Below are 25145 nucleotides of genomic sequence, written 5' to 3' on the forward strand. Positions count from 1 at the left end.
CGAACACGACGAAAGGAGATTCTTCATGTTTAAGCGCAACGCTCTGGCAGTTTCCCTGACTCTCGCCGCCCTGTGCACCGCACAAGCCGCGATGGCTGACCTCAACGGCGGCGGTGCCACCCTGCCACAACCGCTGTACCAGACTTCCGGCGTATTGACTGCCGGTTTTGCTCCTTACATCGGCGTAGGCAGCGGCGCAGGCAAGGCAGCCTTCCTGAACAACGACTACACCAAGTTCGTGGCCGGTACCACCAACAAGAACGTGCACTGGGCAGGCAGCGACTCGAAACTGACCCAGGCTGAACTGGATGGCTATGTTACCGCTCACGGCACTGCCTGGGGCCCGCTGATCCAGGTTCCATCGGTTGCCACTTCGGTTGCCATTCCGTTCAACCTGGCTGGCGGCAATAGCGTAGACCTGACCGTTGACCAGCTCTGCGGCGTGTTCTCCGGTCGTATCTCCAACTGGAGCACTATCGTTCCAGGCGTCAACAAGAACATCCAGATCGTTTACCGCAAAGCCAGCAGCGGTACCACCGAGCTGTTCACCCGCTTCCTGAACGCCAAGTGCTCGGCTGCAACTGAAGGCGGCACCTTCGCTGTCACCACCACCTTCGGCACCAGCTTCTCGGGTGGTCTGCCATCGAACGCCATCAGCGCCGACCAGGACGTGCCAGCCCAGGCTGACACCAGTGCTGGCGTCATGGCTTCCGTCAATGCCGTCGAAGGCCGTGTGACCTACATGAGCCCTGATTTCGCCGCTACCTCCCTGGCCGGTCTGGACGACGCCACCAAAGTAGCCAAGATCAACGGCCTGTCGCCAGCTCCTGCCAACGTTTCGGCCGCTATCGCCGCCGTACCGGTTCCAGCTGCTACTCCTGCAAGCGTCCGCGCCAACCCGAACAACTGGGTACCGGTTTTCGCTGCTACCACCAGCGCCACTGACCCAAGCGTTGTAGCTTATCCATCTTCGGGTTATCCAATCCTTGGCTTCACCAACCTGGTGTTCAGCCAATGCTACGCTGATGCGACCCAGAGCTCTCAGGTCCGTACCTTCTTCACTCGTCACTACAATGCCGTGGCTGCTCTGAGCAACGACGGTGCCATTACCAACAACCGCTTCGTAGCCCTGCCTAAAGCCTGGAAGGATGCGATCCGCGAGACCTTCCTGACCACTACCAGCGCTCAGGCTATCGGCAACACCAGCGTCTGCAACACCATCGGTCGTCCGCTGTAACCCCCGCTTCAACGACTGGTAATACCCGATCAGCAACGGCCCTGCCGTTGCTGATTTTTTGCATGTGGGAGCACGACTCCCGGCAGATGAATTTTCGATGACAGGAGTTCGGTCGCGACCTCCTGTAACTGCCTATCCGGTAATGAGCAACGCCCCGTCACAGATCGGGTCACGCGTTGCAGCCCTTTGCACGATTTGAAAAGGATGTAGTGATGCTGCGTTGCAAACCCTCGGCAAGACTCAACGCCCGGCGTCACGACGACGCTTCCTCGATCCTGCGGCTCAAGCCCCTGGCCCATGCCATCGCCCTGTTGATGGTGGCGGGCAGTGCCCAGGCGGAAACGGCGTTCAGTTCGGCCTGGTTCACCAACAAGGGGGCCAACCTGTCGGCCACTGCGGCGCGCAACAACAGCGGACAGATTCCGGGTATCCCGACCCTGGCGGAGCAGAGCCGTGCCAACCAGCAGTTGCAGCGCTCGCTGGGTAATCTCAACAGCACCGTGGCCGCCATCGCCGCCCAGCAGGCAGCCCAGGCTGCCGGTCGCCAGGCCGCGCTTGGCCAGTTGAGCAACATTCCCGATGGGCTGGGCAAGGGCGGCCTGCAGGTCGACAACAGCCTGACCCAGGGCTGGCTGAATGCCAAGGCACCGACCCAGACCCAAGCTGGTGGCAAGACCACCGTGACCATCGAGCAGACCGCCGACAAGGCGATTCTCAACTGGGAAACCTTCAACGTCGGGCGTAACACCACGGTGGATTTCCAGCAGCAGTCGAACTGGGCGGTACTCAACCGCGTCAACGACCCGCTGGCGCGTCCGAGCGAAATCCAGGGCCAGGTCAAGGGCAATGGCACCGTGATGATCATGAACCGCAACGGCGTGGTCTTCAGCGGTTCCAGCCAGGTCAACGTGCGCAACCTGGTGGCCGCCGCGGCAACTATCACCGATGACCAGTTCACCCAGCGCGGCATCTATGTCGACACCAATGGTACCCAGCCGACCTTCACCGATGCGGCGGGCAAGGTCGAGGTTCAGCGTGGTGCGATCATCCAGACCCTGGCACCTGCGTCTTCGACCGAGTCCGGCGGTTATGCGTTGTTGCTCGGCTCCGAGGTGGAGAACGCCGGGACCATCATCACTGCCAAGGGCCAGACCACACTCGCCGCGGGTGACAGCTTCTATATCCGTCGTGGCGTCGGTACCAGCAGCAACCAGCGCTCGACCACCCGCGGCAACGAAGTGGCGACTTCGCTGAAGGCTGGCAGTACCGCCGGCAAGGTGACCAACAGTGGCCTGATCATGGCCTCCACCGGCGACATCACCCTGACCGGGCACCAGGTGCAACAGAATGGCGTAGCGCTGGCCAGCACCTCGGTCGACACTCGTGGCACCATTCACTTGCTCAACTCCGCCACCGACACCACCGGTAGCGTGACCCTGGGGCTGGGCAGTACCACCGCGATCCTGCTGGAAAACACCGATGCCACTGCTCTCGACAGCCAGCGCAACAACGGCCTGAGCGGTCTCGACGGTTTGCCGAACACCATGATCACCGGGTTCTTCAACAACCTGAGCACGGTCAGTGACCGTACCGATCAGTCGCGGATCGAGATCGTCAGTGGCGGTAATGTCGACTTCCAGAATGGTTCCATCACCCTCGCCACGGGCGGCCAGGTGGCGGTCAGCGCCGCCCAGCGCAGCCTGGTGCGTGACGGCGCGGTGGTCGACGTCTCTGGCGCGGTCGGTGTCAAGGTCTCGATGGAATCCAACAACATCAAGATCAACGTACAAGGTAACGAACAGCGCGACGCACCGGTCAACCGTGACGGTGGCAAGCTGATCAACAACGACGTCTGGGTCGACCTGCGCGAGCTGGTATTCGTCCCGGCCGGCACCAACGGCTATGCCACCGATCGTTGGTACACCGCGGGTGGCCTGTTGGAAGTAGGCGGGTATCTGGGCACCCAGGGCCACAACATCGGTGAGTGGATGGCCCAGGGCGGCACGCTGACCTTCACCGGCAAGGACGTGGTGACCCAGCAGGGCGCGCAGCTCAACCTGTCCGGAGGCACCGTCGACGTACAGTCCGGCTACATCCAGCAGACCTGGCTCAAGGGGGCCGATGGTCGTCTTTACGAACTTTCCCGTGCCCCTGGGGACATCCTCTATTCCGGGATCTACAAGGGCTTCGAGTCCAGCAGCGCCCGTTGGGGCCAGACCGAGTACTTCTACAACCCGATGATCGCGCAGCAGCAGCGCTATGAATCGGGTTACACCGTGGGCCGTGATGCCGGCAAGCTGGTAATCGGTACCACCAACGCAGTGCTGGAAGGCCAGATCGTCAGTGAAGTGTTCAAGGGCGACCGCCAGAACCAGGCGCCCAACCTCAATCTCGATGGCTACCAGCAATCGCGCAACGCTGTCGCCCAGCGGGCGCAGCTGATTTTCGGCAAGTATACGCCGATCTATGACAAGAAGACCGGCACCCTGCGCTACAGCCTGGACGCGGTTGCGGACCAGGTGCAGATCGGCCAGGGGGGCGATCAGATTGCAGCCGGACTTGACCTGGGTACCGCGTTGCCAGCCAATCGCCAGGGCACGATGTACCTGGATAGCGATCAACTCAATGGCTTCCAGCTCGGCTCCATCAAGGTGGCGGCCAAGCAGCAGATCCAGGTCAATGGTGACCTGACCGTGGGCAATGGCGGTGATATCACCCTGTATGGGCCGCAGGTTCGGGTCAATGCCAATTTGACCGCCCATTCCGGCAGCCTCCATCTGGGCAACGTGCTCAATCAGGTGAACTCCGCCAACCCGACCCAGGGCGTCATCGACCAGATCATTCAGCCTGCGGCTGGCCAGAAGGCCGTGGTCGACATCGTGGGTGGGGTGAAACTCGATACCACTGGCCTATGGAGCAACCTGGCGCTGGATGGCGATAACAGCCGGTTGCCCTATATCAATGGCGGTGCGGTTTCGCTACGCAGTACCGGTGATGTGACGCTTGGGACAGGAAGCCTGGTCGATGTGTCTTCGGGCGCTGCCATCCTCAACAATCGCAAGCTCAGTGGTGGCAAAGGGGGCGACATCACCCTTGCTGCCAACGTTGGCAACTCCACGGCGGCAGGTGATCTGACGCTCGATGGTGAGCTACGCGGTTACGGTGTCAATGGCGGCGGCACCCTGAAGCTGCAGGCCGGCAAGGTGCAGATCGGCGACAGCTCGACGCCGGCGGCAGCGGGCACCCTGCAATTGGCTGGCGATTTCTTCAACAAGGGTTTTTCGGCCTACGACATTACCGGAAACCAGGGCCTGACCGTCACCGACGGTACCGAGGTCGACGTCACCATGCCGGTCTATCGGGTCGGGGAGCAGGCCGGCGACACACCATCGGGCGTATCGCCATCGACGTTCCTGGAACGCTGGACGCCTGATCTCTACCAGAACGACGCCGCCAAAGGGGTGCTGGCACAGCGTAGCGGTGCCAGCCTGAGCCTTAACGCGGGTACGAATACATCCAGTGCTACCGACATGGCCAGCACGGTATTGAGTGTCGGCCGCGGTGCGGTCATCAATGTCGATCCTGGCCAGGCCATCACCCTGAATAGCATCGGCCAACTGACCCTGGATGGCACGTTGAACGCCTGGGGCGGCAAGGTCAGCCTGGGGGCAATCACCACGGGGAGTTCGGATCAGGTCAATGCTGTCGGCCACGGTCGCTCCATCTGGATCGGCGAACACGCCCTGATTGATGTGGCAGCCAGGGCAGTGACGGCGACCGATGCCAGTGGTCGCATTTATGGTCGGGTGGGTAACGGCGGGAGCATCAGTCTCGGTGGGACGTTCGATTCCGCGACCGGCAAGGTCAAGGCGGCCGACCTGTTCCTGGTGGTTCGTGAAGGTGCACGGCTGGAAGCCTCCGGCACCCAGGCACTGCTCGACGTACCGGGGCAGGGGCGTACGCTGGTCGCCAGCAATGGCGGCAGTATCACACTGGCCTCTAACAACGGCCTGTACCTGGATGGCAGTTTCAATGCCCGCGCCGGCGGAGAGGGCGCTGCTGGCGGCACGCTGACGGTGGCCCTGCAAAGCCAGGCGTACTTGAAGGCGTTTGCTACCGATCGGGTGCTGAACTACCGCGAGTTGGTGCTCAGCCAGAACTATCAGGCCAATACGCTACCGACCACGGCCGAGGACGCGGCGGGTGTGCTGACCTACGGACAGGGCCGGTTCGGCGTCGACCAGTTCCAGGCTGGAGGTTTTGACAACCTGACCTTGTTCAGCAGTGGCTTGTTGAGCTTCGACGGCGATGTGACGCTGTCGACTCGCCAAAGCCTGCAACTCTATTCCAGCTACCTTGGATTGACGGGCAATGCCGCGGATCAGGCTCGGGTTCGTCTTTCCAGCGCCTATCTGCTGTTGGGTGGGATGCTCGAGTCATTGGGCAAAGAGAGCTATGTCGTTCCCGGGTTGAACGGTCGTTCGCCAACCCCGCTGGGCCATGGTGTGTTCTCTGCGGATGCCAACCTGATTGATGTGCGCGGTGACGTTACCTTCGGGGTCAAGAGCTCCGTCGCGTACCTGGGCCAACCGGCGGTGGCCATCGAGCGTCGCGGTTTCGACCAGGTGGAACTGACCAGCCAGGGCGACTTGCGCTTCCTGGCGGTTTCCAGCGATACCGATCCAACGACAGGTCCCAAGACAGGTCTGTACACTGCCGGCGACATGACTCTGCGCGCGGCCCAGTTGTACCCGACCACACAGACCAGCGCCGCCATCATGGCGGGTTTCGGAGGCAGTGGTAGCGGTTTCGATCCGACGCGAACCTTGACCATCAGTCGTGTGGGTGATGCAAATGCGCCCATTCCCTATTCGGCTTTTGGTCGCTTGCGGCTTGGCGCTGCGGTCATCAAGCAGGGTGGCGTGGTACGAGCGCCCCTGGGGCTGATCGAAATCGGCAGCGGCCTGGGCACGCCAGGTGTCGAGAAAGTGGAGCTCCTTCCCGGCAGTATCACCTCCGTCAGCGGCAAGGGCCTGGTACTTCCGTATGGTGGTACCTTCGATGGCCAGACCTATTACTACAACGGCAAGGCCGTGGAATTCCTGGGGCAGGGTGGTACACCCACCGCCAACCGCGGATTGCAGGTGGGTATCGCATTGGGTGGCAAGTCGGTGTCGGTCCTGCCCGACGCCACCCTGGACCTGTCCGGCGGTGGCGACCTGCTCGGTGCCGGTTTCATTTCCGGGCGTGGCGGTTCCACTGATGCGCGTTTCAATCCATTGGTCCAGTTCGGCTCCGATGGCAGCTTCCTGTTGCCGGGGCTGGCGACCAACCCTATCTATGCCATCGTACCCGGCGTGCAGCCGGGCTATGCGCCGGTATCACCGGAAGGGGGCGCGGTCGATCCGATGATCGGCCAGCAGATCACTATCGGTGCAGGGGTTCCCGGTCTGCCGGCTGGCACTTACACGTTGATGCCTTCGACCTACGCCCTGTTGCCCGGCGCCTTCCGGGTCGAACTGAATGGCCTGGCAACGGGTGGCACGGCGGGTGGTACGCAACTGATGCGCAACGGTTCGTGGTCAACCTCGGGCCAGTTGTCCATTGCCAACACCGGTATCCGCAACAGTGTCGCCAACCAGGTCATCCTGACCTCTGGCGACGTCTTGCGTCGCTACTCGCAGTACAACGAAACCAGCTATGCACAATTCGCTATTGCGGACGCGGCCCGCCTCGGTGTACCCCGGGCCCTGTTGCCTAGGGACGCGCGGACGCTCAAGCTGGAGTTGGAAAAGGGAGCCGGGGAGAAAGCCTTCACTTTTGAGGGGATCGGCAAGTTTGACGCCGCCGAAGGTGGTTATGCCGGTACGGTGGCGGTGCTGGGCAGTAACGGCTCCGCGCTGGAAATCGTTGGCGCCGGGCGCCAGGCCACGGCGCAGTTCGACGGTGTCACCCTGGATGCACAAAGCCTGAGTGCCCTGGGTGCGGGGCGCATGGTCATTGGCGGGTTGCCGACGGTGACCTATGGGCAGGGCGGCAACTACATCACCATGTCGAAACTATCGAGCAGCATCGTCATGCGCGACGGCGCGACCCTGGGAGCACCGGAGGTGTTCCTGGTCACCGGTTCCGGGGACATCGTGCTGGAGCAGGGGGCCTCGATCAACACGCTGGGTTACGGTAACGCCGCCTACGATGCCCGGAACGGTTTTATCTATCAGGTTGGCAACATGCTCGCCGTCTCCAACGGCCTGCTCAATGTCGTCAACCTGCCTGAGGGCCAGACGGCGGTTACGGGCGGGATCAAGGTCGGTACCTGTGCCCTGGCTTCGTGCACTGGCCAGACTTCGCTGTACTCCAACGGCACCATTGCTGCGGTGACACCGGCCTCGTTCCAACTCGATGATAATGTGCGTTATGGCACCCGCCACCTAACCCTGGCGCTGAACAACATCAACGTCGGCACTCCGCAAGCGTTGGCCGATGCACTGGCTGGCAATCGACTGCCAGCCGGCCTGACGCTCAATCAGCAACTGATCGATCGCCTGCTGCAAGGTGACACCCAGTCCGGTGCGCCAGCTCTGGAGACCTTGCAACTGTCGGCGCGTGATGCGTTCAACTTCTATGGCACCACGACGCTCGACACCTATGATGCACAGACTGGCAAGTCGCGCCTGAGCAACCTGATGCTGTCTTCTCCGGCGATCTACGGTGCCGGTGGCGCTGGCGACGTGGCCACGATCCATACCGCCAACCTGATCTGGCTGGGCTCGGACAAGCCGGCCGGTTCGGTGATCGCTGGTGGCGCGGGGACCGGCAGCGGGCGCCTGGATATCAATGCCCAACGCATCGAGTTCGGTTATGGCGACTTTGCCCAGCCCAATACGGTCAAGAGCTTCGATCGTCTGGTGCTTGGTTTCGCCAACGTCAATCTCAACGCCAGCGAACGCATCACCGCCAACCACAAGGGCAGCCTCTCGGTCTACCAGAGCCAAGGTGCCTACGAGGCCGGCAAGGGCTTTCAGTACAGCGGCGGCAACCTGAACATCCTGACACCGCTGATGACCGGCGAGGCCGGTTCGGTGAACCGCATCACCGTTGGCGGGACGATTGACGTTTCGTCGTCGGGCGCCGCTGTGGGTGATGTGAGCGGGCAGGGCGCCGAACTGGCCCTGCAGGGCAGCAGTATCCGCCTGGCCAGCGCCGTGCTCCTGCCCAGCGGCAAGGTCACTCTGGGCGCGACCGGTGACGTGGTGCTCACCGATGATGCCCTGATCGATGTGGCAGGGCGGGCCATTGTCTTCAACGACGTGACCAAGTACGGCTGGGGCGGCAGCGTCAGGCTGGAGAGCCGCAACGGTAATATCCACCAGGCGGCGGGCTCGCGCATCGACCTGTCGGCCAAGTACAACCAGGCCGGGACCTTGAGCGCCGTGGCGCTGGATGCGGCGGCCGGTATCGTTGACTTGCAGGGGCGTATTCTCGGCTCCAGCAGCGGTTATTACGATGCGGGCGGCACCTTGATGCCGTACACCGCGGGGGGCGTGGAGATCCAGGCCCAGCGGCTGGGGACGACGGGAACGCTCGATGAGCAGTTCGCCGCACTCAACCAGCGGCTGAACGATGGGCAGGTCATCGGTTCGCGCAGCTTCCAGTTCAAGCAGGGCGATCTGACCATTGGCGATGGCCTCAAGGCCGGTGATGTGACCGTCTCCATCGATAACGGCAGCCTGCGAGTGAGCGGTACCATCGATGCGAGCGGCGAGCGGGTTGGCAGTATTCGCCTGTCGGCCAAGAACGGCCTGACCCTGGACGGCAGCGCAGTACTCGATGCTCATGGTACGCGTCTGCGGGTCGACAGCTATGGCAAGATCATCGATTCGCCGAACCGGGCGATCGTCGAACTCAACTCGGGCAATGGTCAGTTGACCCTGGGCAGCGGTGCAAGCATCGACCTGCGCCACGGCACCGATGTGGCGCTGGGCAATCTGCCGGGGCAGAACGATGGTCGCGCCCGCGGTACCCTGGAGCTGAATGCTCCACGCCTGGGCGGCGTCACCGGCGGCGACATTGCCATCGATGCCAGCGGCCCGCTGACCATCCAGGGCGCGCGTTCGATCGCCGTCAACGGTACCTGGCGCTACGACGACGCGGCCTATGGCACCGATCCGGCGGCCAGCGGACGTCCCTACCAGATCATCGACCAGGCCTACCTGGACGCCAAGCACCTGCAGAGCACCGCGTTCATCAATGCTGCCCTGGCCAATAACGGGTTGATGCAGGGCAAGCTGGCTGGCTTGAACAACGCCACCTATGCCGACGCCTTCCATCTGCGCCCTGGCGTGGAGATCGTCAGCGCGACGCCGGATGGCGACCTGGTGGTGCAGGGCGATATCGATCTGTCAGGTTATCGCTATGCCAGTGTGAATCCGAACACCCAGAAGACCGGGATCTACGGTTCTGGCGAGGTCGGCAGCCTGACCTTGCGGGCTGGTGGCGACCTGAATATCTACGGCAGCATCAACGATGGTTTTGCGCCACCACCGGCGACCCAGGATGACAAGGGCTGGGTGCTCTTGCCGGGGATCGATTTCACCGGTGGCGATATCGTAGTCCCTGGTGCCGGGGTCACTCTGGCAGATGGCACGGCTTTCCCTGCTGGTACCACACTCAACTACGACGTGCCGCTCAAGGGCTTGACCCTGGCGGCAGGGACTCGCCTGCCTGTGGCCGTCACCCTCGCTCAGCCGCTGGTATTACCCGCTGGCACCGTGCTGGCGGCGGCGATACGCGATGCTTCGGGGAACATACTGTTCGCGGCCGGTACCTTGCTGAATACGACGCAGACCCTGGCGGCAGGTTTCCAATTGGATGCGGGCAGCTTATTGGCTCAAGGGGTGTCTGTACGCGCCATGACCTGGCCTAAAGGCGTGCCGTTGCCAGGTGTGTCGGGTGCTGCCAATGCCCAGAGTAACATCGTTGTCCTCAATGGCAGCTTCGCTTTGCCTCGTGGGGCTCTTATTCCATCGGGGACCAATATCAAATTACCGGGAGACGCTGCTTCGGTTGAGCTGCGTCCGGAAGTGGCCGGTCGTCAGGGAGCAAACTGGGCCGTAGCACCCATGCTGGCCGAGGGAGCGCAATCCTGGTCATTGCGATTGGTCGCTGGTGCCGATACCGAGGCCGCTGACAGCCGTATCGTCCAACCGTATCCGGTTAGTGGCGATTTGCGCCTGGCGGATAGTCACTATGGGATGTTCGGTAAGTTGCTACCTGCCAAAAGCTCTTACATCTGGAGCCAGCAAGGGGCGGATGAGGTTGGGATGCCCGAACTGGCGGGTACTCCGATGGATCCGGATTTTCTGGGGATGCCGGTGGCGGACTTCTGTGCCGATCTGCCGTCCTACTGCGTTGCTGTGCAGAAGTATGTCTGGAGTCAGCAGGGCGCGGAAGAAGTCGGCATGCCGGAGTTGGCAGGTACGCCGATGGATCCTGATTTTCTGGGGATGCCTGTGTCGGACTTCTGCGCTGACTTGCCGGCCTACTGTATTTCGGATTCCAAGCCCGAGTATGCGGCTATACCTGGGAGTGCCCGTTTCAGTGTTATTCGTACAGGCACCGGGGATCTGGAGTTGCTTAGCGGCGGTAGCTTGCATATGGACTCGTTGTACGGCGTCTACACCGCAGGCATGTCGTCGGCCACTACCAGCAGCAATGATCCATACAACCAGCCGAAGGCCCGTACGGGCTCGACGGTTCTCAAAGACCCCAGTGGGGCCAATGAGAAGTTCGTCGATGGTGGTTCAGAAAGCCTTTACCGTGCCTGGTATCCGGAATTGGGCGGCAATCTGACCTTGAAGGTCGGAGGTAATCTGACTGGAAACATCATGGATGTGGCCAGCGCCACGATTAGCCGTCCAAACACTGGTGACAATGGGTATAACTCGGCAAACGTAGGTAATTGGCTCTGGCGCCAGGGAAGTGGTGACGTGCTTGGTGCGGGTTCGGCACAACCAACGGCCTGGTGGATCAACTTCGGTAGCTATACCAATGCCAATAGCCTGTCGGCTGGCGCTGCAGATCAATTGGTCGGCTTTACTGGCTTTGGCACTCTGGGGGGCGGAGACTTGGACCTTCAGGTCTCCGGTGATGCCGGTATTCTCAGTACGCTTGCGGGCTCTTCATTTTCGACATCCGTCAATCCTCGGAGTCAGGGTCTGGTGCTGGCCGTTGGCAGCACAGGGCGGGTCGCAGCCGATGGTAGCGTGCAGATGACCGGTGGTGGTGATCTGAACCTGCGTGTAGGGGGCGCGTTGAATCCTGCGAGCAGCATCGTCACAGGGCAACAGAACGGCATGCTGGTGGACTTGCGTGGGCATGTTCAATTCAACGGCGCGTCGATGGGCAGCGTGGCGCTGCACTACGGCAATCAGGCAACGGATCAGGCACCTGGCGAAGTCAGGGCTTATGAGCCGACGATCGCTACCCGCGCCATCTCGGCCGGAGGGATGACCCTTGTTCCCGGTGACGCCACTTTCAACCTGTCGACCCTAGGCGATCTGGTCGTACAGAACGTTCAGGACCCGGGTAGGGTCTCCTTGATGAATGCTTCGCCTTTCAGCAGCGGGGGTGTCAATGGGGCGGGCCTGAGCTGGTTTAGTCTGTGGACCGACCATACTGCTATAGATCTGTCCTCTGCCGGCGGTAATCTCACGCCTTACACCAGTGGCACGGCAACCGATGCTGCTGTGGTCTATCCCTCGATTTTGCGCGCGGTTGCTGCCAGCGGCAGTATCTATTATGGCAAGGCGGCAACCAGTCAACTGACAGACACCGAGTACAAGGCCCCGTTGCTGCTGGCTCCTTCAGCCACTGGAGAACTGCAATTCCTGGCTGGAGACTCCATCTATGCCAGTGGTTTGAGCGTCAGCCGCTCAGGTGCGGCCCCTGAAATGATGGCAACGCCTTGGCGTCCGGCTTTCGCAGGAATGATCAACGGTACTTTGGTTGCCAACGGCAACAATCTATCGACGGATGGTAACAAGGCTGACTCGCCGTCTGTCTTGCCCTTGTTCGCCTTCGGGTCGGGCACCGCATCAGATGCTATTGCCGCTGGCAGCCTTCCTTCGCGCTTCTATGCCCTCAACGGGGACCTGCTGGGCGTCAACAGCGGCCGAATCATCACCTTCCAGGCCGGTACCCCGCGTCTTGGCCAGACCTGGTACGAAGGCGCCGGCCCGGTCTGGATGATGGCCGGTCGCGATATCGTCAGCAGCGGTACCGCGTTGGGCAGCAGTGATTCGGGCATGACCGACATCAACAAGTACACCAGCACCGGCAACCTGTTCGTGCACAATAACCCGAATGACGTCTCCATCGTTTCCGCTGGCCGCGACATTCTCTACAGCAACTTCACGGTCGCCGGTCCCGGCACCCTGGAGCTGACAGCCGGCCGTAACATCCTGATGGAAGACAAGGCCAGCATCACCAGCATCGGTGCGGTGGTCCCCGGCGACAGTCGTCCGGGCGCCAGTATCGTGATGCAGGCCGGCTTCGGCGCGAATGGCGTGGACTACCTGCGTTTCGTCCAGACCTACCTGAACCCGGACAACCTGGCGCAGGCTGGCCAGTCGCTGAACGGCGGCAAGGTGGCCAAGACCTACGAGGTCGAGCTGGTCGCCTGGCTGGCCGAGCGATACGGCTTCAGCGGCACTGTCGACCAGGCTCGTGCCTACTACTTGGCCCTGTCGCCCGAGCAGCAGCGGATATTCGCCCGTGACGTCTACTTCGCCGAGCTGAAAGCGGCGGGGCGCGAGTACAACCAGGCCGGTGGGCCTCGCCAAGGCAGCTATATTCGCGGTCGCGAGGCCGTTGCCTTGCTGTTCCCGCAGACCGACGTGGCGGGCAACCCGATCAGCTACCAGGGCGATATCACCTTGTTCGGCGGGGCCGGGGTGCACACCGACTTCGGTGGCAATATCCAGATGCTCACGCCGGGCGGTGGCCAAGTGTTCGGTATAGAAGGGGTGGCGCCGCCGTCAACGGCCGGTGTCATTACCCAGGGTACCGGCAATATCCAGCTGTACTCCCTGGACAGCATCCTGCTGGGCCAGAGCCGGATCATGACCACCTTCGGTGGCTCGATCATGGCCTGGTCGGCGGCCGGCGACATCAACGCCGGGCGTGGTTCGAAAACCACCGTGGTCTACACGCCACCCAAGCGCGTCTACGACAACTGGGGCAACGTCACCCTGTCACCATCAGTGCCGAGCACCGGGGCGGGGATCGCGACGCTCAATCCGATTCCGGAGATCGCGCCGGGGGACATCGACCTGATCGCGCCGCTGGGTACCATCGATGCCGGCGAGGCGGGGATTCGGGTCTCCGGCAACGTCAACATCGCCGCCCTGCAGGTGGTCAACGCGGCGAACATCCAGACCCAGGGCAAATCCTCGGGTGTGCCGATGACTGCGTCGATCAACACGGGTGCCATGACCGCCGCCAGCTCCGCCGGCGCCGCGGCGTCCCAGGCGGCCGAAGACGCGGCGCGCGCGCAGCAGCAGGCGTCGAAGCAGGATCGGCCGTCGATCTTCACCGTCGAGGTACTCGGCTTCGGTAGCGAACCGGTGACGCCGAGCCGTGACAGTGCCAGCCATACGCCGGCCTATAACCCGGACAGCCCTGTCCAGGTCCTGGGCGCCGGTCCCTTGAGCGAGCAGGCCAAGCTGCGCCTGACCGACGAGGAACGGGGCAACCTGACCTTGTAATCGCTGGTTCTTCCTCCTCTCGGGCGGCCTTTGGGCCGCCTTTTTTTTGCCCAGTCCTTTCTGCCAACGGCATCGAACTGTAGGAGCGGGGCTTGCCCGCGAAGAGGGCCTTGATATCACGCAAAGCTTCGCGGGCAAGCCCCGCTCCCACAGGGTTTTGTATGGCTTTTGAGACGGCATTTCATGGCTGTCTTGCGCTTTGCGAGGCCGTCGGGAATGAAGCTTTTGTGACAAAAGTTCGGTAGCACAAGGCCAGCCCTGTCTTCGATATGTAGAACGGGCAAGGGGGCGTCAGGCCCCGTTTTCCAACGGTTGCAGGGAATGCTGGAGGGGAGGACATGGGGACTATGGAACGCTACTCGAAAGTGGGCATGCAGGAGCTCGACCAGCGCCTGTCGAAGATCGTCGAAGCGGCGCGCAAGAAGCCGGTGTCGGTCTATCGCTACGGTGCGCCGTGGGTCTGGATCGTGTCCCAGGAGGACTGGCAGGGTGCCTTGAAGGAAGTCTCCAGCTATATCCCGGCCGGTCATTCGCTGGTGCTGCTGCGGCCGCAGATCGACGACCTGCTCGACGAGCATCGCGACGTCCTGCGGGCCGCCGCTGCCGGGACCAAGATGCTGATCGCCCCGCAGACGGTCATGCACATCCTGCTGCTGCAACTGCTGTATTCGGTGCCCGGTGAACAGCAACTGTACGAGCAGCTCAACTACAACCTGCTGTTCCGTTGGTTCGTCGGCCTGGACCTGAACCAGAAGGTCTGGAGTTTCAACGTCCTGAGCAAGGACATCGCCACGCTGCTGGACAACCCGCAGGCCGTACTGCTGATCCAGAAAATCGTCGGTGAGCTGTTCTGCGGCGCCTTGCTGCAGATGCCGGAGTTCTCCCTGAACTTCGCCCTGTTGCACACCTGGCTGGCACGGCATCCGTCGGTAGCGATCGCGAACAACCAATAAGCGCCAGGGGCGACAGCCCCGGCCATGCAGCCTCGACAGCGCTCGGGGCGATTTCTTGAATCAAGGGGGCGGTGTGGAGCATCTGTTCTTCAAAGAGACGGCGCGACCGACAAGGGCAATACCTGCCTGGCCGGTCGGTGCGGGCCTGGTCCTGGCCCTGGCCCTGCTGGCCGGGCCACTGGTCGCCGAAGAGGCGCCAGTGACTCGCCTGGTGGACGTCAACGAATATGTCGTGCGCGGCAACACCGTGCTGCAGGCCCGCGATATCGAAGAGGCGGTCTACCCATTCCTCGGCCCACAGAAGGCCCTGACCGATATCGAAGGTGCCCGTGATGCCCTGCAGAAGGTCTACCAGGCCAAGGGTTACCAGTCGGTGTTCGTCGAACTGCCGGAACAGAAGGTCGAAGACGGCGTGGTGTACCTGCAGATCAGTGAAACCAAGGTCGGACGGGTGCGGGTGGTCGGTGCCAAGCACTATTCGCCGGTGGAGATCCGCGAGGACGTGCCGGCGCTGAAAGAGGGTGAAGTACCGGACTTCGCCCAGGTGCAGACCGAACTGGCGGCGCTGAACAAGGGCGCCGGTCGCCAGGTCATGCCGCTGGTGCGCGAAGGCCAGCGCCCCGGCACCATGGACGTCGACCTGCAGGTCGAGGATCAGAACCCCTGGCACGCCAGCCTTGGCCTGAACAACGACTACAGTGCCGACACCAAGGAGCTGCGTGCGGTCACCTCCCTGGGCTACGACAACCTCTGGCAATTGGGGCACAGCGTCTCGCTGACCTACTTCACAGCCCCCGAAGACCAGAGCAACGCCAAGGTCTGGTCCGGCTCCTACAGCGCACCGTTGACCGAGCGCTGGACCTTGCAGTTCTCCGGCTACCAGTCCGACAGCAACGTCGCCACCATCGGCGGCAGCAACATGCTCGGCAAGGGCCACTCCTATGGTGTCTCGGGCATCTACACCCTGCCGTCCAGCGGTGCCTGGGCCAATTCGTTCTCCATCGGCGTGGACTTCAAGGATTTCGAGGAAGAACTCAAGTTCGGCAGCAGCAGTGACCAGATCCCGCTCAAGTACGCGCCACTGACCTTTGGCTACAACGGCTATCGCTACACCGAAAATTCCCAGCTAGGGCTGGGCCTGAACCTGGTGGCGGCGACCCGCAGCTTTTTCGGCTATGGCAGCGACTCCGACGAGTTCGACTACAAGCGCTACCGCGCCAGCCCCAGCTTCACCGTGCTCAAGGGCGACCTGAACTACACCTACACCTTCGCCAGCGACTGGCAGTCGGCGTCCAAGGCGGCCTTCCAGCTGGCCTCCGGTCCGCTGGTTTCCAACGAACAATTCTCCGCCGGTGGTGCGACCTCGGTACGCGGCTACCTGGCGGCCGAGCGCTCGGGTGATAGCGGGGTGCTGTTCTCCCAGGAATTGCGCACGCCATCCCTGGCGAAGTTTCTCGGCAGCTACGTCAAGGAGTGGCGTTTCTATGCCTTCGCCGAAGGCGCGCGGCTGACCCTGGAAAAAGCCCTGCCCGAGCAGGAAGACGAATACAGCCTGGCCAGTGTCGGCCTGGGCACGCGCGCCAGCCTGAGCAAGTGGCTGTCCGGCAGCCTGGATTGGGGCTACCCGCTGCTCGATGGCCCGAACACCCAGAAAAACGATTCACGCCTGCACTTCAGTGTGCAAGCGACTTTCTGACCCTTTACTGACGGAGAACCACCGCATGTCACGCTTAATCGTGTCCCTGTTGATCTGCCTGGGCTTCGTGCTCCCGGCCACTGCCCAGGCCTGGTGGCAGGACGACTGGCATTACCGCAAGCAGATCACCGTCGACACCACGCCACAGGGCGCGGCGATCAGCGAGGCCCTGGGCCGCACCAGCCTGCTGGTACGCCTGCACACCGGCAACTTCACCTTCGACGGGGTCAAGGAAGACGGTTCGGACCTGCGTTTCGTCGCGGCCGACGACAAGACCGTACTCAACTACCAGATCGAGAGCTTCGACCCGCTGATGGGCATGGCGCTGATCTGGGTCGATGTGCCCAAGGTCGAAGGCGGCCAGCGCCAGGACATCTGGATGTACTACGGCAACCAGAAAGCCCCGGCCACCAGCAATGGTCAACTGGCTTTCGAACCGAGCTACACTGCGGTCTACCACTTTGATGGCGCCGCAGCTACGCCACCCAAGGACGCTACTGCCTTCTCCAATAATGCGCAGAACGCTACCGGCAGTCGCATCGACGGTGTGATTGGCGGCGCCCTGCAATTCAGCGGTCAGCCACTGTTGCTGCCAGCCAGTCCTTCGCTGCAATACAACGCCGGTGGTGCCTTCACCCTGAGCGCCTGGGTCCGCCTGGACCAGGCCTCGGGCGAACAACTGCTGATGGCCCGTCGCGAGGGCGGCCATGCCTTCCTGCTGGGGGTCAGCCAGGGCACGCCGTTCGTCGAGGTCAATGGCCAGCGCGCAGTGTCGACCCAGGCATTGAATCCCGGTCAATGGCAGCACCTGGCGCTGACTGCCCAGGGCAGCAAGGCTTCGGTATTCGTCAACGGTCGTGAAACCGCCAGCCTGGCCCAGGAAGTTGCGGCCTTCAATTCGCCGGTGGCCATCGGTGGCGATCTGCCTGCGGTCGACCCGGCGGCGCCGAGCACCTTTACCGCCTTCAACGGCGCCATCGATGAACTGCGCCTGTCCAAGGTCGTGCGGCCTGCCGCGGTGTTGCTGGCCGATGCCACGGCCCAGGGCGCCGAATCGAAGCTGGTCACCTATGGCGCCGATGAAGAACAGTCCGGTTTCGGTTTCGGCAGCCTGGGTTTCCTGCTCAAGTCGGTGCCGGTGGACGCCTGGGTGATCATCGCCGTCCTGGTGCTGATGATGCTGCAGTCGTGGGTCATCATGATCCGCAAGAACCGCGCCCTGAGCCGCGTCAGCCGTGCCAACGAGGCGTTCCGCGAGCAGTTCGCCCAGGTCGGTACCCGCCTGGAAATGTTCGCTGACGATCAGGACCTGGCCCGGCGCCTGGAGCATTCCTCGCTGTGGCGCCTGTACCTGGTGGCGGTCAAGGAGATCCGCACCCGTCGTGCCCAGGGCGCCGATACCTCGTCGGTCTCGGCCGCCACCATCGAGGCCATCCGCTGCTCCATGGACGGTGTGCGCACCCGGGAGAACCAGCAACTGGGCTCGAAACTCTCGACCCTGTCCAACGCCATTGCCGGCGGCCCGTACATCGGCCTGCTTGGGACGGTGCTGGGGATCATGGTGGTGTTCCTCGGTACGGCCATGGCCGGCGACGTGAACATCAACGCCATCGCCCCGGGCATGGCCGCAGCCTTGCTGGCTACCGCCATGGGCCTGTTCGTCGCGATCCCGGCGCTGTTCGGCTACAACCGGCTGATTACCCGCAACAAGGAAGTCAGCGCCGACATGCGGGTGTTCGTCGACGAGTTCATCACTCGCCTGGCGGAAATGCACGGTGAGGGCCAGGCCCACGACTCCGCTCGTGGCCGCGCCGGCCAGTCCGGGCAGCAGGCCGGCCAGCATGCCATCGACCTGTTGTCGGTCTAAGGGGAGGGAACTGCCATGGCTTCCGTAAACGCCTCCCATGACGACGATGAAGATGCGGCCGTCGACAGCATCAACATCACGCCCCTGGTGGACGTGCTGATGGTGGTGCTGGTGATGTTCATCCTCACTGCCACTGCCCAGGTCTCGGGGATCCAGATCCACCTGCCCAAGGCCAGTGCCTCGGTGTCGTTGTCCGAGGCCAAGACCAAGGCCATCTCGGTCAACGACGGCGGCCAGGTGTTCCTCGATGCCTACCCGGTGACCCTGCCGGAGCTGGAGGAGCGCCTGCGCATCGAGAAGGCCCAGAGCCCGGACTTTCCGATCATCGTGCGCGGTGACGCCACGGTGCAGTACCAGAAAGTGATCGAAGTGCTTGACCTGCTAAGGCGCCTGGAGCTGTCGCAGGTTGGGCTGGTCACCGGCAAACCGAACCAGGGCTGACCATGACCGCGAAATTACCGATCAGCCCCGAGCCCGTGAAGAAGTCGCCGCTGCGTCCGCTGAAGTGGGGCGCCGGGCTGCTGCTGGGGGCCGCTGCCGCCTGGTTGCTGTGGCAGTGGGCGCATGACATGAGCGGGGTGCGCAGGGAGGCGCCGAAGGTGCCGATGATCATCCCGTTGCCGCCTCCGCCACCGCCGCCGCCACCGGAGCCGGAAAAACCCAAGGAGCCGGAAACGCCGGTTGAGGAGAAGGTGCCCGAGCCGACGCCCGAGCCCGAGGAGGTCAAGCCTCAGGAAGAGGCGCCGCCGTCGCCGGCGGACGATCTGGCCAACCCGATGCAGATCGACGGCGACGCCCAGGCGGGTGGCGACGCTTTCAACATCGGCGCGGGCAAGGGCGGTGGCATGGCCGGCTCCGGTGGTGGCGGGCTGGGCACCGGGACCTACAAGCAGTACCTGGCCGCGACCCTGCAACGTCTGCTGCGCGACGACCCGGATCTACGTCGGCTGGCGTTCTCGGTGCAGGTCGACTTCTGGCTCTCGGCGGACGGCGATGTACTCAAGGTGGCCCTGGTCAAGGGCACCGGCGAGGCGAAGACCGACGAGCGGATCATTGCCGCCCTGCAGAACGCACCGCGTTTCAAGGAACGCACACCGGCTTCATTGACCTTGCCCATTCGCGTATCGCTCAAGGGCCGACGCCCGGACTGATCGAACACTTTCACGCTTTTCAACAGGAGTTGTGTGCAAATGATTTCCAACGTGAATCGATTGACCCTGGCGGTCGGCATGGTCATCGCGACCCTGGTCGGCCAGGCGGTGGCGGCGCAGCCCGCCGCGCCTTCGGAGAACGCCACGATCAATCTGATCCGCCTGCTGGTGCAGCAGGGCGTACTCAAGCAGGAGCAGGCCGATGGCCTGATTGCCCAGGCCGAGAAGGAAGCCGTGCAGGCCCGCCAGGCCAACGCAGTGGCCGCTGCGGCGCCTTCGGCCACGCCGGGCGAGGTGCGGGTGCAGTATGTGCCGGCGATTGTTCGCGACCAGATCCGTGACCAGGTCAAGGCCGAAGTCATGGCGACCGCCAAGCAGGAAAACTGGGCGCAACCCAACACTTTCCCGGACTGGGTGTCGCGCATCACGTTCGACGGCGACTTGCGTGTGCGCGATGAGTCGCGTTACTTCTCGGGCGGCAACAGCAATGCCCTGGTCGACTACGCCAAGATCAACAGCGGTTCGCCCTATGACGTGAACAGAAGCACCAACACCCAGTTCCCACCGCTGCTCAACAGCCGCGAGGACCGCGAGAACCTGTTCCGCCTGCGCGCCCGCCTGGGCATGAAGGCGGTACTGACCCCCGAATGGACGGCCGGCGTGCGCATCGGTACCGGCTCAGACAACAACCCGGTTTCGACCACACAGACTCTCGGCGGTGGCTTTGCCAAGAAAGATATCTGGCTCGACCAGGGCTATGTCAGCTGGAAACCCTCCGATCAGTTGACCGTGACCGGCGGACGCTTCGCCAACCCGTTCTATTCCACCGACATGATGTATTCCAACGACCTGAACTTCGACGGTGTGGCGGCGGTGTTCAACCACAAGCTCAACAGCGAATGGGGCCTGTTCGGTACCCTCGGGGCGTTCCCGGTCGAATACACCTCGGACTCGGAAACCAGCAACGGTATCGACAAGGCCGACAGCCAGAACAAATGGCTGATCGGCGGGCAGATCGGCGCCAACTGGAAGATCAACGCCGACAACAGCCTCAAGGGCTCGGCGGCCTACTACAGCTTCAACGATATCGAAGGCAAGCGCTCCAGTCCTTGCAAACCGTGGGACGGTCAGCCGGGCTGCGACACCGACGGTACGCGCCTGGCCTTCATGCAGCATGGCAACAGTGTATTCCTGCTGCGCAACATCACGCCGAACCCGACCAACCCGAACCTGACACCGCAGCCGCAGTACCTGGGCCTGGCCTCGGAATTCAATGTATTGGACCTGAACCTGGCCTGGGACACGCAACTGCCGGAAGACTTCAAGCTGCGTAGCCAGGCCAACTTCATTCATAACCTGGCCTACGACAAGGGCGAGATGCTCAAGCGTTCCGAAGGCCAGATCGTCAACAACATCAACAGCAACGGCGAGTTCGAAAGCGGTGGCAGTGCGCTGATGATGCAGTTCACCCTCGGCAACGCCCTGGAACTGAAGAAGAAGGGCGACTGGAACGTCTACGCCGGCTACAAGTACATCCAGCCGGATGCCTTGCCTGATGGCTTCAACGATTCCTCGTACCACCTGGGCGGCACCAATGCCAAGGGTTACTTCATTGGCGGCAACTACAGCCTGGACAAGAACATTGTCGCCTCGGCCCGCTGGTTGAGTGCCGAGGAAGTCTATGGCGATCCGTTCCAGGTCGATGTCTTCCAACTTGAGCTGAACACGCGCTTCTAAGCCCGAAGGAGAACTCCCATGATCAGGCGAATCCCGGCAGCGTTGTGCCTGCTGACCGTCGGTCTCTTCACTGCCCAGGGCGCCAGCGCCGAAGGCATGGAAGAGCGCCTGCGGACCCAGTTGCGCAGCACCACCCAGCAGTTGCAGGCGCTGCAAAGCGAGCAGGCCCAGGCCAGCGCGGCCCGCATCGCCGCCGAAAACCAGGCCAAGGCGGCCCAGGCGCAGATCAGGCAGTTGACTGCCGAACTGGCCCAGGCCAAGGGGCTGAGCGAGCAGTTGGCCGGCCAGCAACAGGCGCTGCAAAGCCAGGCCCAGGCCTTCTCGGTGGCGGCCAACGAGCAACTGGGCAAGTACAAGAAAGCCTATGACGAGCTGCTGGTGATGGCCAAGGGCAAGGAGGCCGAGCGCGCCAAATTGCAAGGGCAGTTGGCTGAACGTGACACACAAGTGCAGCAATGTTCAGCCAAGAATCAACAAATGTACGGCGTCGCCAAGGAAATCCTCACCGCCTACGAAAAAATCGACGTGGCCGAAGTGATGAAAATCCGCCAGCCGTTTGCCGGCAGCGCCCGGGTCAAGTTCGAGGAAATGGCCCAGGCCTTCGGCGATGATCTCTACAAGAACCAGTTCGATGCTACCCATGCATCCCTGAATCCATAAGACAAGGAAGAATCTCCATGAGCGAACAACTGATCGAGCAAGTTACCCCCGACAGCCTGACCGAACTGCTGCAGGGCGCCGGCTACCGGGTCAACCACACCGACCAGAACGGTATCGTGCAACTGCTCAGCGCCAGCCAGGGCATCGGCTACGCCGTGCGCTTCGGCAACCCATCCGGGCAGGAGGGCGGCTATGTCGACTTCACCTACAGCTGCGCCTTGCGCGTGCAGGGCGAGCTGCCGGCTGGCCTGGCCGAGTTGTGGAACGCTTCGCGGCGTTTCGCCCGGCTGTCGGTGCAGGGCGAGTTCCTGGTGATGGAAATGGATGTGGTGGTCGCCGCTGGCGTCAGTGTCAATTTCCTGCGCGCCAACCTGGAACTGTGGGACCGGCTGCTGCAGGAGTTCATCGTCTACCTGCGTGAATACAGCCAGCAGGCCGCGAAGTTGCAGGCGCAACCCCAGGCTGCGTCCGAGCCCCAGGCCCACGCGGAGGAGGCAGCCCAGTGAAGAAAGGCAACCTGCTGGCCGGTGCAGGTGCGCTGGCCGTGCTGGTCGGGGCCGTCGCCCTGGCCATGCGTCCGGGTAACGATCCGGTGGCCGCCGTGCAGCCCACGCCAGCCATCGTATCCGCCGGGACGAATGCTCCGGCGGTAGCCCGGCTGGGCAACCAGCAAGTGGCACCGGAGGAGTTGAAGGCGTTGTTCGCCGCCTTGCCGATGGAGTCGCGTGAGCAATTGCGCGGCAACCGCAGCGCCCTGGAGAGCTGGATCCGTACTCGCCTGGCAGAAAAGGCGGTACTCGAACAGGCGGATGCCCAGGGCTGGCGCCAGCGTCCGGAAATCGAGCAGCAGACCCGCGCGGCCACCGAGCAGATTGTCTTTCGCAACTACCTGGCCTCGGTCAGCCAGGTACCAGCGGACTACCCGAGTGCCGAGGAGTTGCAGCAGGCCTATGACAGCGGCAAGTCGCAGTGGCAGACGCCGACGTTGTATCGGGTCAGTCAGATCTTCCTGGCGGTGCCCGACCCGCAGTCCCTGGAAAGCGTGCGCAAGCAGGCCGTGGAACTGAGCCGCAAGGCCCAGGCCGCGCCGGCAGAGTTTGCCGCGCTGGCGACCCAGTATTCCCAGGACAGCGAAACTGCCAGGCGCGGCGGCGATACCGGGCTGCAACCGCTGCAGCAACTGGTGCCGGAAGTGCGTGGGGCGTTGGCGCGGCTGAAGGTCGGCGCGGTGGCCGATCCGGTACAGAGTCCGGCGGGTTTCCACATCGTCAAGCTTACCGAGTTGCAGCCGTCGCGTACGGCGACCCTCGACGAGCTGCGTGACCGTTTGCGCGAAGCCCTGCGGGCCCAGCGTCAGCAGCAGATTGCCAAGGCCTATCTGGAGGGCATGCTGAACACCGCGACCTTGAGTATCGATGGCGCGGCCCTGAACCAGGTGCTGGAAGAAAAACACTGACGGGAAACTTGCCATTGGATGGTTGGGCGCTGCGAGGCGCGGACAGGGAGTCTGAATGATGTCATTGAATGAATCCGCCCAGCGCATGGGTGATGCGCAATACCACGGCCCGGTCGAGACGTCCGGGACGTGGTTGGCCCTGGCTGAACGGATCGAGCCGGAGACGGCCCAGTTCTTTCTTGCCAGCGCTCGCTGCGGCTGCTTCATGCAGGCGGCACGCAGTCTGAATATCAAGTCGACCCAGTTGCGCAAGCAACTGGCCTTGCTCGAAGACCAGCTCAATCGGCCGTTGTTCGTCTACCAGGGCAGTGCCTTGACGCTCAGTCGCGAAGGCCAGCAGTTGCAGGCGCAACTGATCGCCCTGGCTCATGAACGACGGCTGCCGGTCATGGAGCAGCCGCTGGTACGACTGGCGATTGCCGAGTCGATCCTGCACGACATCCTCGGCCGCGACCTGATTGCCTTGTTGCGCCGCAATGCCAGCGTGCGCCTGGAAATCATTCCGGTGGACAGCGTGCTGTCGCTGCAGGCGTTGAGTGCCGAAGTGGTGGTCTGGTTGTCGGACGGCGACTCGCCGCAACCGGGACCGAGCTTCGACACCACCGCCCCCCAGCCCCTGGCGCGGCTGGACTACCTGCCGCATATCGCCAAGCGCTACTCGCGGGTGGCGGTGCGTCCTGATTCTCTGCAGGACCTGGAGGACTACATGCTCGTGCAGTGGCAGCAGGACCGCCAGATCGAGGGCTTCCAGCCGTGGAACAACGTGCTGGAGCGACGGTTGGCCGGGGTGGTGCAGGTGCACTCCTACGAGCTGATGCTGGAGATGATTCGCTGCGGTGCCTGCATTGGCTTGCTGCCGCGCTACATCACCCGTTTCGACCGCGGGCTGGCGGCTTTGCCCGGGCTGTTCAACGACAGCATGCAGCGGCGTGCCTGGTTGGCGACCCAACGTGGGGCCGAGGACCGGGAGGAGGTGCAAGTGATTGTCGACCTGGTCCTGAACACCTTCAGGGAGCGGCGGGAGTGGTTTGAATCGGTATAGACTGGGCGGCCTTGTCATTTTTCATGGATAAAAAGACGATGCCCGCCGATACCCCCGCCATTGTTATCGAACGCTTTCGCGAAACCCACATCGACGGCGTCACCGCGCTCTACAACGAGCCTGCGGTGTGCCGCCAGGTCCTTCAGATGCCGTTTCAGTCCACCGAGGTGTGGCGCCAGCGACTGCTACAGAACCAGGGCAACGAGCGCCAGCTGTCGTTGGTGGCGCTGCACCAGGGCGTGGTGATCGGCAGTTGCTCGTTGGAGCAGCATGCGCGGGTGCGTCGCAGCCATGCGGGCAGTATCGGCATGGGCGTGGCGACGGCCTGGCAGGGCAAGGGTATCGGTTCGCAACTGTTGGTGGCGGTGCTGGAGGTGGCGGACAACTGGATGAACCTGCAGCGAGTCGAGTTGAGTGTCTATGTCGACAACAAGGCGGCCCAGGCCTTGTACCGCAAGTTCGGGTTCGAGGAGGAGGGAGTGATGCGCGCGTATGCGGTTCGCGATGGGGTGCTGACCGATACGTTGAACATGGCTCGACTTCGCCAGTAGCGCGCGGAGCTGTAATTGCCGTGGGAGC

13 protein-coding genes are annotated in these 25145 nt (G+C 62.9%); all 13 read left to right on the forward strand.

All coding sequences use genetic code 11. The annotated features are described in order from the left end of the window. Positions 1-25: 25 nt before the first annotated feature. Complete coding sequence (locus tag AC6I6U_RS17930) at positions 26-1237, forward strand: substrate-binding domain-containing protein (RefSeq protein WP_497877372.1); 1212 nt, start codon at positions 26-28, stop codon at positions 1235-1237. Positions 1238-1449: 212 nt separating this feature from the next. After that, entirely contained in the window at positions 1450-14004 is a 12555-nt protein-coding gene (locus AC6I6U_RS17935; protein WP_497877373.1) for a filamentous hemagglutinin family protein, read from the forward strand. Between the two features lie 347 nt (positions 14005-14351). Continuing rightward, positions 14352-14957, forward strand: coding sequence for a transposase (locus AC6I6U_RS17940; protein ID WP_497883053.1), 606 nt, complete (start codon positions 14352-14354; stop codon positions 14955-14957). 118 nt (positions 14958-15075) lie between these two features. Continuing rightward, positions 15076-16653: a ShlB/FhaC/HecB family hemolysin secretion/activation protein gene (locus tag AC6I6U_RS17945; RefSeq protein ID WP_497883054.1), complete on the forward strand. Its 1578-nt coding sequence runs from the start codon at positions 15076-15078 to the stop codon at positions 16651-16653. Between the two features lie 25 nt (positions 16654-16678). Next, positions 16679-18520 carry a DUF2341 domain-containing protein gene (locus AC6I6U_RS17950; RefSeq protein WP_497877374.1) on the forward strand — a complete coding sequence of 614 codons (1842 nt, stop codon included), beginning with the start codon at positions 16679-16681 and terminating at the stop codon, positions 18518-18520. A gap of 15 nt (positions 18521-18535) precedes the next feature. Next, positions 18536-18961: an ExbD/TolR family protein gene (locus tag AC6I6U_RS17955; protein ID WP_497877375.1), complete on the forward strand. Its 426-nt coding sequence runs from the start codon at positions 18536-18538 to the stop codon at positions 18959-18961. 2 nt (positions 18962-18963) lie between these two features. After that, positions 18964-19671 carry an energy transducer TonB gene (locus AC6I6U_RS17960; RefSeq protein WP_497877376.1) on the forward strand — a complete coding sequence of 236 codons (708 nt, stop codon included), beginning with the start codon at positions 18964-18966 and terminating at the stop codon, positions 19669-19671. A gap of 39 nt (positions 19672-19710) precedes the next feature. Further along, a complete protein-coding gene (locus tag AC6I6U_RS17965; RefSeq protein ID WP_497877377.1) occupies positions 19711-21408 on the forward strand; it encodes a putative porin in 1698 nt (565 codons plus the stop codon). Between the two features lie 18 nt (positions 21409-21426). Next, on the forward strand, positions 21427-22068 hold the full coding sequence (locus tag AC6I6U_RS17970; RefSeq protein ID WP_497877378.1) for a DNA repair protein: 642 nt from the start codon (positions 21427-21429) through the stop codon (positions 22066-22068). 17 nt (positions 22069-22085) lie between these two features. Next, entirely contained in the window at positions 22086-22574 is a 489-nt protein-coding gene (locus AC6I6U_RS17975; protein WP_497877379.1) for a YbjN domain-containing protein, read from the forward strand. After that, positions 22571-23524, forward strand: a complete 954-nt coding sequence (locus tag AC6I6U_RS17980) for a peptidylprolyl isomerase (RefSeq protein WP_497877380.1) — start codon at positions 22571-22573, stop codon at positions 23522-23524. Before AC6I6U_RS17975 ends, AC6I6U_RS17980 begins: the two co-directional genes overlap by 4 nt. Positions 23525-23582: 58 nt before the next feature. Continuing rightward, a complete protein-coding gene (locus AC6I6U_RS17985; RefSeq protein ID WP_497883055.1) occupies positions 23583-24566 on the forward strand; it encodes a LysR substrate-binding domain-containing protein in 984 nt (327 codons plus the stop codon). A 38-nt stretch (positions 24567-24604) separates the two neighbouring features. After that, complete coding sequence (locus AC6I6U_RS17990) at positions 24605-25117, forward strand: GNAT family N-acetyltransferase (protein ID WP_497877381.1); 513 nt, start codon at positions 24605-24607, stop codon at positions 25115-25117. The last annotated feature ends 28 nt before the right edge of the window (positions 25118-25145 follow it).

This window comes from Pseudomonas sp. UTLPPB19802, from assembly GCF_059730225.1.

Coding starts and splice junctions, on each gene's coding strand:
- AC6I6U_RS17930 (WP_497877372.1), top strand. CDS start 26: ATGTTTAAGCGCAACGCTCTGGCAGTTTCCCTGACTCTCGCCGCCCTG.
- AC6I6U_RS17935 (WP_497877373.1), top strand. CDS start 1,450: ATGCTGCGTTGCAAACCCTCGGCAAGACTCAACGCCCGGCGTCACGAC.
- AC6I6U_RS17940 (WP_497883053.1), top strand. CDS start 14,352: ATGGAACGCTACTCGAAAGTGGGCATGCAGGAGCTCGACCAGCGCCTG.
- AC6I6U_RS17950 (WP_497877374.1), top strand. CDS start 16,679: ATGTCACGCTTAATCGTGTCCCTGTTGATCTGCCTGGGCTTCGTGCTC.
- AC6I6U_RS17955 (WP_497877375.1), top strand. CDS start 18,536: ATGGCTTCCGTAAACGCCTCCCATGACGACGATGAAGATGCGGCCGTC.
- AC6I6U_RS17960 (WP_497877376.1), top strand. CDS start 18,964: ATGACCGCGAAATTACCGATCAGCCCCGAGCCCGTGAAGAAGTCGCCG.
- AC6I6U_RS17965 (WP_497877377.1), top strand. CDS start 19,711: ATGATTTCCAACGTGAATCGATTGACCCTGGCGGTCGGCATGGTCATC.
- AC6I6U_RS17970 (WP_497877378.1), top strand. CDS start 21,427: ATGATCAGGCGAATCCCGGCAGCGTTGTGCCTGCTGACCGTCGGTCTC.
- AC6I6U_RS17975 (WP_497877379.1), top strand. CDS start 22,086: ATGAGCGAACAACTGATCGAGCAAGTTACCCCCGACAGCCTGACCGAA.
- AC6I6U_RS17985 (WP_497883055.1), top strand. CDS start 23,583: ATGTCATTGAATGAATCCGCCCAGCGCATGGGTGATGCGCAATACCAC.
- AC6I6U_RS17990 (WP_497877381.1), top strand. CDS start 24,605: ATGCCCGCCGATACCCCCGCCATTGTTATCGAACGCTTTCGCGAAACC.